Annotated in this window: 13 protein-coding genes; all 13 read left to right on the top strand. The window is 51.8% G+C overall.

Features of this window, described 5'->3' with window-relative positions; genetic code table 11:
• Positions 1-2 precede the first annotated feature (2 nt).
• Positions 3-719, top strand: coding sequence for a peptidoglycan-binding domain-containing protein (locus tag AAG747_RS14040; protein ID WP_346821812.1), 717 nt, complete (start codon positions 3-5; stop codon positions 717-719).
• Between the two features lie 60 nt (positions 720-779).
• The gene (locus AAG747_RS14035) at positions 780-1,265 is read left to right on the top strand and encodes a D-Ala-D-Ala carboxypeptidase family metallohydrolase (protein WP_346821811.1); all 486 of its coding nucleotides are present in this window, start codon (positions 780-782) and stop codon (positions 1,263-1,265) included.
• Between the two features lie 13 nt (positions 1,266-1,278).
• Positions 1,279-1,656 (top strand): hypothetical protein, encoded by a 378-nt coding sequence (locus AAG747_RS14030; protein ID WP_346821810.1) that lies wholly within the window; start codon positions 1,279-1,281, stop codon positions 1,654-1,656.
• Positions 1,643-1,828 (top strand): hypothetical protein, encoded by a 186-nt coding sequence (locus AAG747_RS14025; RefSeq protein WP_346821809.1) that lies wholly within the window; start codon positions 1,643-1,645, stop codon positions 1,826-1,828. Before AAG747_RS14030 ends, AAG747_RS14025 begins: the two co-directional genes overlap by 14 nt.
• Positions 1,825-5,919 (top strand): hypothetical protein, encoded by a 4,095-nt coding sequence (locus AAG747_RS14020; protein WP_346821808.1) that lies wholly within the window; start codon positions 1,825-1,827, stop codon positions 5,917-5,919. Before AAG747_RS14025 ends, AAG747_RS14020 begins: the two co-directional genes overlap by 4 nt.
• Before the next feature lie 14 nt (positions 5,920-5,933).
• Entirely contained in the window at positions 5,934-6,248 is a 315-nt protein-coding gene (locus AAG747_RS14015) for a hypothetical protein (RefSeq protein ID WP_346821807.1), read from the top strand.
• Positions 6,249-6,250: 2 nt separating this feature from the next.
• Positions 6,251-6,865 (top strand): hypothetical protein, encoded by a 615-nt coding sequence (locus AAG747_RS14010; RefSeq protein ID WP_346821806.1) that lies wholly within the window; start codon positions 6,251-6,253, stop codon positions 6,863-6,865.
• Between the two features lie 13 nt (positions 6,866-6,878).
• The gene (locus tag AAG747_RS14005; RefSeq protein ID WP_346821805.1) at positions 6,879-7,616 is read left to right on the top strand and encodes a hypothetical protein; all 738 of its coding nucleotides are present in this window, start codon (positions 6,879-6,881) and stop codon (positions 7,614-7,616) included.
• Positions 7,617-7,618: 2 nt separating this feature from the next.
• The gene (locus tag AAG747_RS14000) at positions 7,619-10,087 is read left to right on the top strand and encodes a LamG-like jellyroll fold domain-containing protein (protein ID WP_346821804.1); all 2,469 of its coding nucleotides are present in this window, start codon (positions 7,619-7,621) and stop codon (positions 10,085-10,087) included.
• Positions 10,088-10,092: 5 nt separating this feature from the next.
• The gene (locus tag AAG747_RS13995) at positions 10,093-10,752 is read left to right on the top strand and encodes a hypothetical protein (RefSeq protein WP_346821803.1); all 660 of its coding nucleotides are present in this window, start codon (positions 10,093-10,095) and stop codon (positions 10,750-10,752) included.
• Positions 10,752-11,099 carry a hypothetical protein gene (locus tag AAG747_RS13990; protein WP_346821802.1) on the top strand — a complete coding sequence of 116 codons (348 nt, stop codon included), beginning with the start codon at positions 10,752-10,754 and terminating at the stop codon, positions 11,097-11,099. Before AAG747_RS13995 ends, AAG747_RS13990 begins: the two co-directional genes overlap by 1 nt.
• Before the next feature lie 171 nt (positions 11,100-11,270).
• Positions 11,271-11,960 (top strand): type VI secretion system tube protein TssD, encoded by a 690-nt coding sequence (tssD, locus tag AAG747_RS13985; RefSeq protein ID WP_346821801.1) that lies wholly within the window; start codon positions 11,271-11,273, stop codon positions 11,958-11,960.
• Positions 11,961-11,986: 26 nt separating this feature from the next.
• Positions 11,987-14,074 carry a hypothetical protein gene (locus AAG747_RS13980; protein ID WP_346821800.1) on the top strand — a complete coding sequence of 696 codons (2,088 nt, stop codon included), beginning with the start codon at positions 11,987-11,989 and terminating at the stop codon, positions 14,072-14,074.
• Positions 14,075-14,077: the final 3 nt, after the last annotated feature.

The following is a 14,077-nucleotide window of genomic DNA, read 5'->3' as shown; positions in this document are numbered from 1 at the left end:
TTATGTCTCAAAATAATCTTTTACCCCTGTTGTTGTTAGGGGGAGTCGCCTATTTTGTGCTCCGCTCCCAAAAGGATACCTCACCGGTCCCCTCGGTCCCGGTGCCCTCCGGCGATGTTTTCCCCTTGCGCAGGGGCAGTCAGGGAGCGGCCGTGCGGCAGTTGCAAATAGCCTTGTTGCAACGGGGCGGCACGGTGGCGATGGCCCTCCGGGAAACAGGAGGAGTGGACGGCCGTTTTGGCCTGGGCACAGAAAGGGCTTTGCAACGGGCCGGCTTTCCGGTGGTGGTGGACCAAAACAACTTTCGGCGCTTGATGGAAAAGCAACCGGGACCGGACGCCAGTCGGCCAGACACAGGTCGGCCGGATACCGGACAACCGGCCTTGGGGCATTACCTGTATGCCGGTCCCAACGGGGCTTCGGTCTACAAGAAGGTGAACACCATCACCTTGCCCTTGATCGGTGATACGCATCTGGGTGGCCAGCCCTTGGTCAAGGTTTTTTACAAGACCTACCTGGGCAAGGCCACCGGTCAGCGCAAAGGAGACTTCTGGGAAGTGAAAGCGGTGTTGAACGGGCTTCCGGTCCGCTTCTGGGTAGATACCGATGAAACCAAGACCTTGACCGGAACCCCGGAGGCCTTTAAGGCTTTTCAGCAAAGCCACTTACTTGCCAAGAAGCCCGAACATATCCAACGGATACTCAACGCTTTTAGTTAGACGGATTTACGGGAGATCTTATTGATTTTCTCCTAAAATGAAAAACAAGCACTGGTGCTTATGAAATACTTTCAATACAGTGAATTTGACAGTCCGGACGCCCCGGGTTCGGGCCGGAATATGGACCCGGGCTTTTTGTCCCGGCTGGACAAGGCCCGGGAATATTCCGGCATCCCTTACACGGTCAACAGCGGTTACCGGACCAGGCGCTACAATGCGGGCTTGAAAAACTCCGTACCGGACAGTGCCCATGTCAAGGGCCTGGCCGTAGACATCGGGTTCAAGACCCTGGCGGAAGCCCATAAGATTATACAAGGAGCGATCAAAGCGGGCTTCCGAAGAATCGGCATCGGGGCCGGGTTCATCCACCTGGACAGTGACCGGGCGAAGCCCTGGCCGGCGGTCTGGGGCTATCCCACTACCAATCAAAAACTGCTCAGGCAGTACGAGACGGTGGTGGAAGGGGGCGCGACCTTGCAAAAAGCGGGTTCCATGGGCCTGGCCCTGGCAGCACTTTTACTCTATATCGTGATTTCCAACTCTTAAACTTTATACCTATATGCAATTCGGAATTGAAAACCTGAAAAAGATCCTTTTGGCGGTGTTTGTGTTGATTTACACCCTGTTTGAAATCTTTGAGTCCAAGTTCAAATGGATGAAGCTGTTAAAGCTTTTGAACGTGGTGAAAGAGATCCCCCGGGTGGTGGCATCGGCCCCTTTCATCGATCAAGAGCTGGACGACCTTTCCACCGAGGAACACAAAGAGCTGATCGGCTTTATCGCCGAGCGCTTCGAGCTGGACAATGACAAGTCGGAGGAAGCGATTGAAGCGGCATTGATGTGGATGGTGGCCACCGGCAACGCGGTGGAGAAATTCAAGGAACTGGGCGTATTCAGCAAGAAAAAGAAGCACAAGGCGGTCCATGTGTCCGGATAAGGAACCCGAGCGCTTGTTGTTGATGGTGGCGGGCCTGGCCGGAGGGCTGGCCGGTCACCATATTGCCGAACACACGGAGTTTAAAACGGCCCCTATTTGGGGAAGTTTTGCAGGAGCCGTGTTGGCCTATTGGCTGTTATCCAAACCTGAAGAAAAAGAAGCTGATCCATGAGTGATAGTTACTATATCATCAACCCGGACCGGAAGGCCGAACTGCATTTTGATTATGGGGAATACAAGGCCCTTCCGGAAGAGTTAAAAAAAGAACTCAAGCGCTATTTTGTCTGGGGCCGTAAGCGCAAAGCCTGGGTGAGCAAAGGGGATCACCGGAACTTTTCGGTCATCACGATGGTGAGCAAGCTGGATCTTCCTTTGAAAGAAAAGCAGGCGCGCAAAAGCTTTACCGAGCAGCAGGAGGGCAAGGCGGCCAAAGCGGAATACCGGGCGGAGAAGTACGCTACCCGTGCTGAAAAAGCCCAGGAGCGTTCCGAACGGTTGAGAGCGGAGTTTAACCGGCTCCGGAAGGACTGGTCCTGGTTGACCCAACCCCATGTAAACAGCTCCGGGGGGCGGGCCTTTACCCGTAGCCGCAACCGGGTGATGGACCGCTACGACAAAGGGCTGGAGGAATACCGCAAGAGCGAGCAGTACCGGGCGATGGCCCAAAGGGCCGCGACTTCGGCCACTCAGCCTAAGTTGTCCGATCCCAACTTTTTGCAAAGGCGGATCAAAGAGGCGCAGAAACGCCTGCGGCAACAGGAAAAAATGACCGAAAACAGCCAGGAACGCCTGGAACAAGCCGAAAGCGAAGAGCAGAAGGCTTTTTCCCTGGAATCGCTGGAAAGGACCTTGGAGGACTATGAAGAAGCGCAGGAGAAGCTGGCGTATTATACCGCCCGGCTCAACGAGCTGAAAGCCGAAGGGGCGCAGGTGTTTGACCGGGAGAGCCTGCAAGGGGCTTTGTATATCAAAGGGCGCCGGGCCTGGTACAAGGTGGTGCGGGTGAACAAAAGTACGGTGACGCATTCCTGGTTCGCAGGGGATTTTAAAACCCCGCATAGCGATATCCAAGACGCGGTCTTTGCGGGAGACGAATACAAGATCACCGGTCACCGGCAAGGCTATGCCTTCCAAATCGAAGTCTTACAGCGGGGGGAAGACAAGAAAGAAACCTCCAATCTTACCACTGACCCACCCAAAGAGGAAAAGCCTGTTACAAGCGATCCGAAAGAAAAGCCGGCCAAGAAACCGGCTGTGAAGTTGCCCTTCAAGCAACACCTGGCGGCTTATGCGGCATGGAAGGAAGTCCGGGAAACGGTGGAGTCCTCCGCCAAAGAATGGCATTCTACTATCGGGGGCCGTATCCGTCTTTCGGACAATTTTGAGCTGTACGATTTTGATTCGCAGCGGGTTCCTTCAGAGGACGATCATTCGTTTACCTTCCGGGTCGGTACGTATCTTGATCCGGATAAAAACGTGGTGATCGTAGGGGAACACCTGCAACAGATTTACGGCATGCGGGTATATATGCGCAGCATCCGGAAGCGGGTCAAGCCTTCGGGCAAGCAGGAAAGCTATGGCTTTAAGGTGCTTGTCTCGCAATGGACGCCTTTTGCTTTACCTGACAGGGTGCAGGTGCCTGCCGGCAAACGCAAACCGCATTACAGGTTGGCCGAGCCGAAGGGCTACCGGGACCGGGAAAAGTTACGCAGGGACGTCTTGTTGGAAGAGCTGATGTTGGGTAAGCTGGAGATGGCCCTGGAGAGCAAGTTCAACGGGATGGAGGACATGACCGAGCGTATACCGAAAGAACAGCAGCATTGGTATGTGCCCGGACTCTCCCAAATCCCGGAGGTATTTTACCGCGAAACGCCGGAACACTACGGTAAGAACCTGGTACTTTGGGGGCATTCCGGGGTGCGCTATGCCCTGCGGTACCATCACCGGCCGGTGCCCCAATACCTGGATCTGGAGAGTCCCACAAGAAAGGCTACTCCTCAGAAGAAAGGTTTAAGTCCGGAGGCGAAAAAGAAACTTGCCGAACAGCTAAGGCAAAAGGCGGAAAGCCTGGAGCAAAAGGCTGCGGCCAAGCGTTCCGGGGGGACGTTTCACCAGAACTGGACCCCGAGAAGGGCGGGCATTATGAAAAGCCTGGAGGCGGACGCGGAAGCCCTGGAGCAAAAGGCCTTTGCCTTCCGGAAGTTGGCCGAAGGCTGGGAAGCCGGCAGTGTTCCGGAGCTGTTGCAAGGGATCCGGACGATTGCCGATTTGAACGAGCTGTACTCTTTTTATCCTACCATCCGTGGCAATACGCCGGAGAGCTATTTGGACGAAGCCCGTAAGCGCCTGGAGCGTTTGCAAACCATGGGCCTTGATTCGGAAAGCCGGTTTCAGGCGGCTAAGAAAGCGTTACAGGAATTGGCTCCTGTTGAACCTTCCGAAGAGGCACAAAGCGCCAGGCGGTTGCGGGAATTGGAAGAGAAGTTCCGGACGAGCAAACAGCCGGGCTTTTTCCCTACGCCTAAAGCGGTGGCGGAAAAAATGATTGCCCTGGCCAGGGTGCCGGAAGGGGCGGTGATCCTGGAACCCAGCGCCGGCCTGGGCCATTTGGCCGCGGAGATCAAACAAGCCTTTCCGGAAAACAAACTGGTGATAGGGGAACTCAACCGCTCCTTTCACGAAGTGCTCAGCCTCAAAGGTTTTGAAGTGGCGTTTGACGATTTTCTTTCGTACCGTCCAGCAGAAAAAGACAAACCGGAAATCATCTTGATGAATCCTCCCTTTGAAAAGGGGCAGGATGCCGAACATATCCTTCATGCCTTTGAGATGGTCAAACCCGGCGGTCAGGTGATCAGCCTGGCTTCGGAAGGCTTGTTTTTCCGGCAGTCGAAAAAGGAAACGGCTTTCCGGGAGTTTTTGGAGGAACAAGGTGGAACCTCCGAAGTACTACCGGAAAAAAGCTTTACCGGCAGCGGGGCTTTTAAACAAACCGGGGTCCGTACCCGGATCGTGGTTTTGGAAAAGCCGGCTGTCAAAGAAGAGAAGCCCGTAGCAACCAAACCGGAAGAACAAGCGGTTGAGCCTAAAAAGAAACCGGAGATGAAAAAGAAAGTTTCCGTACAACAGGAAATCCTTTTCAAAGAGGACGTGTACCACTTTAGCGAAGACCAGAAAATCATCCGGAAGTTTGCCGGGATGTCGGGCAAGGCCAAAAGCCGTAAGGAGTTGAAAAACGCGATCCTGGACTTGCAGAAGAAAGCCAAGGAAAAGCGCTTTTCCGATTCTTACAAACCCCTGCTCCGCAAACTCCAGGACGAAGCGGTGGACCTGTACAACGGGATGGAACGGGACAAGATCACCCGGCAGACGGTTGAATTTTCCAAACGCCTGGCTTCGGAACTGGAGCAAGAGGTGCAAAAGAAAAAGCTGCGTTATTCGGTGACCTTGCTTAAACGTTTTTTGAACCTGCAAGGGGAAGAGATTCCGGAAAAGGCAGAGCGCTTGTTAGTCCTGATTCAAAGCGCCTTGAAAAAGGGCAAAGTGCCGAAGAACGACCCGTACTATTCAAAACTGAAAGCGGTGGAAAAAGAACTGTCTCAAGAAAAGTCCCCGGAACTCGAAAGCCGGTCACTGGAGGGAATCCGGATGGAAGCCAAGACACCGAAAGGGGTAATGAGTGCGGGGGACCTGCAAAAGATGGATTTTAAAGTCCTGCCCTTCTCCGGTAAGTGGGCGGAGTTTATCGGCCAACCCAGCGAGAACTTTTATTTGATCCTTTACGGCAAACCCAAGATGGGTAAATCTAACCTGGCCTTTCAACTGGCTAAATACTTAGGCAGTTTCGGTAAAGTGCTGTACGTGGCCGCCGAAGAGGGTTTCGGCTTGACGCTCAAAACCAAGATGGAGGAAAACGGGATTGCGGCCGAAGACCCGGTGCATTTTTCCGATGCCCGCCATTTGGAAGGGGTGAAAAGACACCTGGACCAGGGCTATGCAGCTTGCTTTATTGATTCCATCAACGTACTGGACCTGGAGCCGGAAGAATTTGAGCGCTTCCGGAAGTCGTACCCCAACACCGCTTTTGTCTGTATTATGCAATCGACCAAAAACGGAAACTTTCGCGGCAGCCAGGAGTGGACCCACAACGCGGACAGCATTGCCAGCCTGGACGAACCGGGAAGGGCCGAATGCCGGGGGCGCTTTGGTGGAGGGGTATACTGGGTCTTTGGCAAACCGGAGACGGAAGAAGCGGTTGTAAACTGAGAAAAACACGATCTATGGCTTTTTTAAACAAACTGAAAACGGTAGGAACCCAAACGCTCCGGGTGAGCGGGGAAGTGAGACGTTTAGCCCTTCCCTCCAATGCCATCGAGGCCGTCTTGGTATTTGAAGCCGACAGTACGGCTTCCGATACACAAAAGGCCGCCCGTTGGTGGTCGGACGGCAGCGAACCCAACGCGGGGGAAGGGATGCTTTTGGGCGACCATTCGGTGATGGAACTCACCCACCGGCAAGACCTGGAAGCCTTCCGGATCATCGGCATTGAACCGGGCAAAACCCATCTTGTTTCAATCACCTATTACGGCTTTTAACTATGGCAGTACAGATGACACGCAAACGGCTGTATTACCTCTCGCCCAAGGTAACCGGGGAGGTCAACCCGGGGGACATTCCCGGCTTACAGCCCTGGTCTGCGGCCACCACCTATGCGCAGGACGATTTTGTGGAATACGGCCGGAAAATATGGAAGAGCCGGCAGGGCAACAACCAGGGCAATGTCCCGGCGGAAAATGCCTACTGGACGGAGATCAGCGCCGAAGAGCTGGCCCATATACAAAATACGGATACCCATTTGGCCAAAGGGACCCCGGACGAAGTGAGCGCGGCCGAACTGCGAAGGTTGCTCAACAATCAAATCGTTCTGGAGCGCTTTGTCTCTTCGGACAACATCGTTAAGACCGCCCATTGGCTCTTCCGGGGAGCCAAGACGTTTGGCCCGCCTCAGTACTCCGTTGCGGAAATCATATCCCTTGACTGGGAAGTGCGTTTGTCCGGGGAAAGTAGCTGGATGGCCAAAGCCGATTGGGCAGCGGTACAAGCTTATTCGGCAGCGCGCAACAGCACCGACCAATGGTACCTCCGGGGCACGGCCCAAACCAAGGCCGGTCTTGAAAACATCGAAATCGGTATCGGGATTCAATTAGTGTAAAACCTTAGTAACCATGACAAAGCTTTTTTCTTTTCCCTATAAAGGACAAACCGTGGATGTCTACCATTCGGACACCGGCAGTCATTTTGAATACACCGGGGCCAAGGGGGTGCGCAAAGTGGCCCTGGCCGAAGCCTTCCAGGTGCGCTTGCAAAACACCGCTTGGTTTCCGGTGGAAGAGCTGGGCGACTACTCTTTGGTACACGTGCCCTTCAAGACCTGCGAGCTGTATCCGGACGGCAGCTTGAATCTCCGGACTTTGCAGGAACACTATTACGAGGTCCGGGAAGAAGAACTGGAGAAATTCAAAAACCTGGTCTTTGGCACGGCCCCGCTCAAGGAAATCCTGCGGATTGTGCTCAACGGGGTGATGGAATGCATCCCGGAGCTGGGTGGTGATGCGGAGCGGAGCAACGGGATTTTTCCCTTTTCGGCGAGCACTTTGCAACCCATTACCCCGATAGATTTTAGCGCCACCAAAACGGATTGCACTTTGGCAGATCCCGGGGACCCGGCAACGGTGCAAAATGACGGAAGCATTGCCGTAACGGTCCACTCCGGAGGCGGAGACTACCGCTATGCCCTCACCGGCACGGAGGTTACGGACAAGTTCTCGGTAAGCTTCCGGCAAATGATCGATGAATTCGTCTATCTCTCCCCGGGCATCTACCGCCTATGGGTCAAGTCAATGACAGAAGACCATATCAGCCCGTATTTGGATATCGAAATCCTGGCTCCTGCAACGATTTAACCATGAAAGCGACCTTAACCACTCAAAGGACCCTGCCGGACGCAGCGGTCCAGCTTCGTTTTGATCCTACCCAAAGGCACCGGATCATCATCCCTCACCCGGCTGACAACCGCTTTGCTTTCCACCAAGGGCAAAGCTTTTCGGTGGCCGGCATTGCCCGGGTGTTGGGCAAACACAGCGGCCCGGGGTATGGGGATACACTGATCCAAAAGCGCCGGTACCTGGGTGGTAACGATTACCAGGGTTGGGTGGTGGCCATCAGTGCCAACGCCAGCCGGTTTGTCTTCGGACTCAACACCCCCGGGCAAATCAACTACGCTTGCGGCTGGGACGGCTTCCGTTTTCAGGACACCTTTCATTATGTGGCCACCTATGAGGCGGCTACCAAAACGATTGCGTTGTATGTGAATGGTAAAAAAGTGGATGAAACGCTTTGTCCGGCCTTGAGTGCTACCCAGAATTTTCTGAACAACGAGCCGTTGACACTGGGCAAATGGGACGGGGTAAACCACACGGAAAACCGCTTTGACGGTTTGCAGTCGCATATTTCCCTGTACGACAAGGCACTTAGTCAAGCGGAGGTCCAGGCCTTGCACAAATGGGCGGGGTTGGTGCCGGTGCCGGCACGCTCGTCCTGTATCGGCTATTGGCCCTTACAGCAGCACTATGTCCGGCGTTTGCTCCTTGCCAACGACCCGGCAGAGCGCCTGTGGGTGTTTGATCATTGCGAGCAGTTTAACTACGCCAAAGCCGCGCCCCTTGCAGCGGCCCATGGGTATTTGGAAAACTACAGCGAACAAGAAGTGGGGGCCGTAAACCCTTCCTCCAACCGGCAGAGCAAGGATTTTTATAAGCAACATACCGCTACGCCTATGGCGGCTTTGATTCCGGAGGATTTGTATACGCCGAACAAGTACTTGCAAAGTGCCGACTGGAGCACACCGGCGATTGGCCAAGCTGAAGGCGGGAGTTATACCTTGTTCTTCCGGATGAAATTCCGGGCGATGGGAAAGGGAAGAAAGGCCAACTACCGGCGGTGGCTTTCCGTGCCCGGGGCCTTCAATTTACTGGACTCCAGCAACCAGTCCGGCTATTGGGTTTACCTAAATTATTTAGGCACCTCTGCTATGATCCAGTGGGATAGCCACGATGTGTTGGACACCATTGGCCAGGAGCACCACGACAGTTGGTTTACCTTTTGTATTGCTTACAACCAGGTTTCCCAACAGCTCAAACTCTACGCTTTCCACGAAGGGAAAAACAAGTATGCCACCCTGGTCAAAAACAACTTTACCTGGGACTACGCCAGTGGAGGAAATTATAAAAAAGGGCTTCGCCTGGGCTATTGTATCCCTTCAACCGGTCACCCGTTTATCTACCTGAACCGGATGTTTTTCTATGCCAATACCTTGCTGGAGCAAAACGAGATAGAAACGCTGTTGCAAGGGGGCTACGATAAGGTGCCGGGCAAGAGTTTTGAATACCTCTGTTCCGACCTTCAAGGCGATGTGTTGCGGGATGTATCCGACCCGGCCAAAGACGGAACGGTTGTGAACCTCCCGACTCCGGACGCAATGGGAGACGGGGCCTGGCTGGAACAAAAAAGCTTGTTGCCGGCTATAACCCACGGGATGGAATTGGGTTTGGGCAAGTACGTTGACGTAGGCGTATTGGACCTGATACCAAAAGCCAATCCCAACATACAAAGTAGTCCTACGGGCTATACCGTTTTGTTCACCTATCGTTTGGCCACACCATTGCCCGCCGAAAGGAATATCATTCTTCGCGTAGGAACACAAAACGAAGTGCTGTTTTCCCTTGAACCCAATGGCCATATTTCCTTGTATTCCAACCAGAGTAATGCCAATACCGGTCTGCAATCGGGCAGTATTATTTTGAGCAATAACTTCCGGCACGATACGGTCAATACGGTAACCAGTCTGTTTTACAACAATTATCCCTTGTCCGGCTGGCCGGGCAATGCCCGTTGTTTGAACGGATTTACCAAATTACATGTGTCAGGGTCTTCCTGGCACCCTTCGGATATGTCGGGCTACGGGCTTGGCGACCGTTTGTACATCGGCTCGCCCGCTACCGGGGTGAGTTCGGGTAACAAAAGCCTGGAGGGGCATTTGTATTCGGTGGCCGTTTACGACCGGCCTTTGTACTACGCTAAAAAAAATCAAGCCCTTCCTTTGGAAGCGGGCAACCCGGCCCTGTTGAAACAGTTCGGTTTGCAGCTTTACTACCTGTTTGCCCCGGGCTGTTTTTACCTGGACGGCAGCGACCGGGTGCGTCTCCGGAACCTGGCCCCCGATCAGATCGAAGGGGTACAAAATATCCAAACGACCGGGCAGAACACCGAAGGAAAAGCCAACTTTTGGGACGGGATCGTTCAGGGCTTCGGCACGGGAGCGGCCGGCCTCCAGGCCGCACAAAATGCTTGTCACCGCATCGAAAACCATGTATAGAATTTATGCCGGAAGATCTTCACAACCTGATCAAAGCGATCAAAGAGTTTGGCCTCTTGCAGGTGGTGGCCGCCATCCTGGTGTTTACCCTCTTGCAGCAACGGGTGGTGCTGGGCAAGGCCTTTGCCAACCTGCTCAACGCAGTGAGTCTGGGCATCAAGGCTTTGGTGGACTATACCTTGCTGGAGCTGATCAACCGGCTCTCGGAAATCTACGAGCTGATGAACAAACTGGAGAATGAATTTAACTGCATGCGGGTGGCTATTTTGAAGATCCACGGCAAACTCAACATTGACGAAAACCTGCGTCTTTCCATCCATACGGAAATTACCGGCAAGTACGAAAACGGAGAGATCGTACAACCCTTGAAACCCCAACGGCAAAACCAACGGCTCAACGACCAATCCCTGGGCTACTTCCGGGAGATGATGCAAAGCGAAGAAAAAGACCTGTACCTGCCCGATGTAGAGAAAATGCCGGCCGGACAAGCCAAACTGGACCTGCTATCCACCGATGCCAAAGCGGTGTACCACCTCTACCTCAGGGCCAAACCCAATTTGATCTACACCCTGATCCTGGTTTTTAACCGCAAAGACCCCTTGACCGCCATCGACCGGACCAAAGTCCGGAACCTGGCCCATCAAATCCGAAAACTCCTGAAATAATGATGCTTGAATTGCAATTGGGCAATTACGTGGACATGCGCGCAGTGCAACCGGATAAACGCTTCTGCCTGGAAGAAGTAAGCCACCTGGACTACGATCAACAATTGATTAACCGCCTACCGGCCGACAAGGTCCTTCCGATCCTCTTACAGCCCAACTGGCTCTTGGCCATGGGCTTTGAAATGTGTGGTGCCAACACCTACCACAAACAGGGCTTTTGCCTGACACAAACCGGAGAGAGTTTTACAACCCATATTGCGGGCCGTTATACCCGGGTGGACTTTGTGCATAACTTACAGAATTTGTATCGATTAGCGACTTTACGAAGCTTAAAAGTGGGGTTATAGCTGCCTTTATTCAGGTAATTCCTTTTTGAAAAAACTAATAACATCTCAAGGTTAAGCGCTTTTTTGTGTGTATAATTACGTATTGCATTGTATTTTCTATACTTCTGTCTACTAACAAAACAGCTAGCTACTTTTAGTTAATTTTTTTCAACCGCTAAACCCTTGAATGATATGAGTTTGATTGCAAAACTCTACGTGGAAGACAAGGAAATTAACATTCTTGACTTCAAATTCCGGTTTACCCGCTCGGTAGACGAACACGGCAAACCGATGGGCAAACCTAACGGGACGATTTTTGACATTACTTTTGAAACCACTTCCGATCAAAGCTTTTTTGCCTGGTCGGTGGGCATGGATATGGTGAAAAAAGTAAAGATTGTGGTTTCCCCGGTCACCCAGGACAGCAAAAGCCGGGTCTTCGAACTCTACGATGTGCACTGCGTCTTTTTCAAAAACCACTTCAACGGAGTGAACGGGGAACCGATGATGACCCAAATCAAACTCTCCCCGGCCATCCTCTACGATGGAGGGGTGAAAATCCTGGAACACTACTGGAAGGAAACCGACCTGAGCGCCCAGGATACCCCGGTGACCACTATTACACCGGAGGAAGAATTGATCATTATGGATATGTATTACGAGAATGAGGAAGGGGAGAGAATTGAGGAAATCCATAACGGCGAAGTGACCCTGGTGATCCAGACAGAAAACGGGCCGGGAAAAAACTTGGACATCAACCTGGACAACCGCAAACACGACTTCAAACGGGACGGCAAGCCCTTGGAAGACGGGCAGTTAAAAAACGTCTCCGTCACCGGCAATACGACCCGGGTATTGTTAGAAGCCACACCCAAATCCTAATGAATCACTATTAAACCTTTTTGACTATGTTTATCGTATCCGAATCCGGTAATCCGAAAAACTTTATACAAGTTCCTCCACTGGGATTGCCCAAAGACGCTTATGTGGTAGATTTTTACCGCTCGCAGGAACATGCAGACGAACAATATGGAAAAGCAGACAAGGGCTATGACGGGGCCTTTGGTTTTGACCGCTATGAGAAAGCCAACGTAGGGGAAGGGAATATTTTGGAATACACCAAGCTGACAAGCATCCAGCGACAGGAGAAAAACTTTGGCAGTAACTACGATTACCTCTGTCCGCATCTGTCCATCTGGCCACCCAATGTTCAGGGCAATTACCAGAACACCAAAAACATTGTGGACATAGTCGTAAACCTGGAACCCGGTCAGGGCTTTCACGATAAATGCGGCAAACAAGCCACGGCAAAACTCATCAGTTCCGACCCGTCCATTGTGACGATTAACGGGGGTGCGGATACTTCTGTCACACTCAAGATCGAAAGCGAAAAACAGCGAAAACAGAGAAGAAAAGCCGGGATAAAGTTATCGCTACCGACCATCCGTCTGGAGTGTTTAAAACCCTTTGCCAAAGAGGTATATATCACGGCCATGATTAGTAATAAAGAAGTAGGCAAGTTGGTGCTGTACCCCAATGAACAGCGGTATATCGCCATTGTACAGCCCGTATACCTCACTTTTGGAGCTGCCAAAAGCCATAGCAAAGTGCCTACATCTTCGATTCCGGATATCCGTGAAGCACAATTGAAAGACTACCTCAACAAGAAGTCCTTGAACCAGGCCTTTATTTACAGTGAAATAGCCAGTACGACTCATCAACTGACCCTTTTGGGCGCCGATGTACAAAAGTACTATACCACAGAGTCCTCAGGCAATAAGTTTATGACCAGCGTTGATGCCCAACGAAAAGAGTTTATAAAATTTGTGATGGGAGAATTGGCCCGTTTTCTCAATCCACAACGGGCAATTGACCGGAAGGGGAAAGAGCAAGCTTATAAGAACAACAATGTATATCAGGCGATGGTGGATTTTGTCAATGAGTTTACCCGTTTGTCCGGGTACAATACCCAGGCCCATGGTACGGCAGATGAACTCCGGGCCGCCCAAGCCGCACAGGCAAACAAAAGCTTTAAAAAAGCCTGGAACGATCCCTTGATTAACAACGGGACCAATGGAAAGTACGATGTTTTTTTACAGGAGGAGCGTAAAATGCTCAACCAGATGACTCAGGCGGGAGTGAGTGACCTACATGGATTTCCCCTTAAGGATGATTTGCACGATGCCGAACCGTATAAATATGTGTATGTCTTTTACTGCCCCGATCTATTTGCAGCTTACAAAGCCGGGGGGAACCCTACGGACAAAGTGAACGGCTTTACGCTAAACGGGGATGGTATCACCTTTATGTTTTCCAACGGTTTTGGCAGTGTAGATGAGATTGTCCATGAGGTTGCCCACGGTTTAGGGCTTAGCCATACCTTTGATGGACAGGCATTAGGCAATGGAAAAATAGAAGATCAACGTTCCCGGGAAGAAGTTGAGGCAGAAATCAAACAATTGGATAAAAAGATAGACTTGTTAAAAGATAATATTCAATCGTATCAGGATAAGAACCAGGCGATGCAGGCCCTTCACTACTCATTGGAAGAGTACCACCGGTACAATACATTGGGCGGGAGATACCGCAGTTGCCTAGCACCCATCACTTTGCAAGATTTCAGGGGTTATTCGACCTTCCGGCAGAGGATACAAGACATTCAACAATTGATTACCCAGGAAGACAATATTGCCTTGGTATCCATAGGGGGGCTGAATACCGATCCGGCGAAGGAAGCGGCAGCATGGGTAACCAAGGAAAGTGAACTGGAGGTGGAACAAAACAGGCTTGAACAACTGAAAGTAGAAAAGAAGAAGGTGCCAAAAGAGAAAAGTAAGGGTAAGGAAGTTGGCCTGTCCCTTACCCAGGAGAACTATATGGACTATGCGGGGACGAATAGCAATTTTGAACGGAAGAGCTTGTATAAATGGCAGTGGGATGAATTGCGAAAAGAGGGTTCTGGTAAAAAATTCTTACTTCTATTAGAAAATATATAAAGA

The organism is Rapidithrix thailandica, from assembly GCF_039710355.1.
GTDB lineage: Bacteria > Bacteroidota > Bacteroidia > Cytophagales > Flammeovirgaceae > Rapidithrix > Rapidithrix thailandica.
This window is presented reverse-complemented; position numbering and strand designations above follow the sequence as displayed.